Origin of the sequence: Pseudomonas sp. TKO26 (assembly GCF_003225665.1) — a bacterium.
Classification (GTDB): domain Bacteria; phylum Pseudomonadota; class Gammaproteobacteria; order Pseudomonadales; family Pseudomonadaceae; genus Aquipseudomonas; species Aquipseudomonas saponiphila.
This window is the reverse complement of sequence record NZ_QKLN01000059.1, coordinates 1-402: the sequence shown is the minus strand read 5'-3', so window position 1 is coordinate 402 and position 402 is coordinate 1. Positions and strand designations below refer to the sequence as shown.

Sequence of the window (402 nt, the reverse complement as noted above, 5' to 3'; positions counted from 1 at the left end):
CCGCCCGCAGCTCCGCGGCGCAGCGCCGGGGAGAAAGACGCGGCCACCGACCACGGACAGCGTGCTACCAACGCGCACGCCCCGCCCACAGGACCCCGGGGGGCGCCCCGGCGAGCAGCCCCGCCAGTCCGGCTCCCTGGCCCACAGCAGCTCCAGCGGCCTGGAGCGTCAGCGGGTCGAGACCGAGCAGGTGGCCACCGCGGTCAACCAGATGGCCGCCACCACCCAGGAAGTGGCCAGCCGCGTACAACGCACCGCCGACGCCACCCCGGCAGCCAATCGCCTCACCGGCCGCGGCCCGGACATCCCCGGGGGCACCCGGCGAGGCCCCCAGCGCCCGTCGGTAGCGGGGGGCGACAACCGCCTGACCGCGTCGCCGCCGGCCGAGGCCCCCGGCGTGGC

General features: G+C 78.4%; 1 pseudogene. It reads left to right on the top strand.

From position 1 onward, the window contains the following. Positions 1 to 115: 115 nt before the first annotated feature. Positions 116 to 323: pseudogene (locus tag DNK59_RS31445) on the top strand (chemotaxis protein); the annotation flags it as partial. Positions 324 to 402 lie beyond the last annotated feature (79 nt).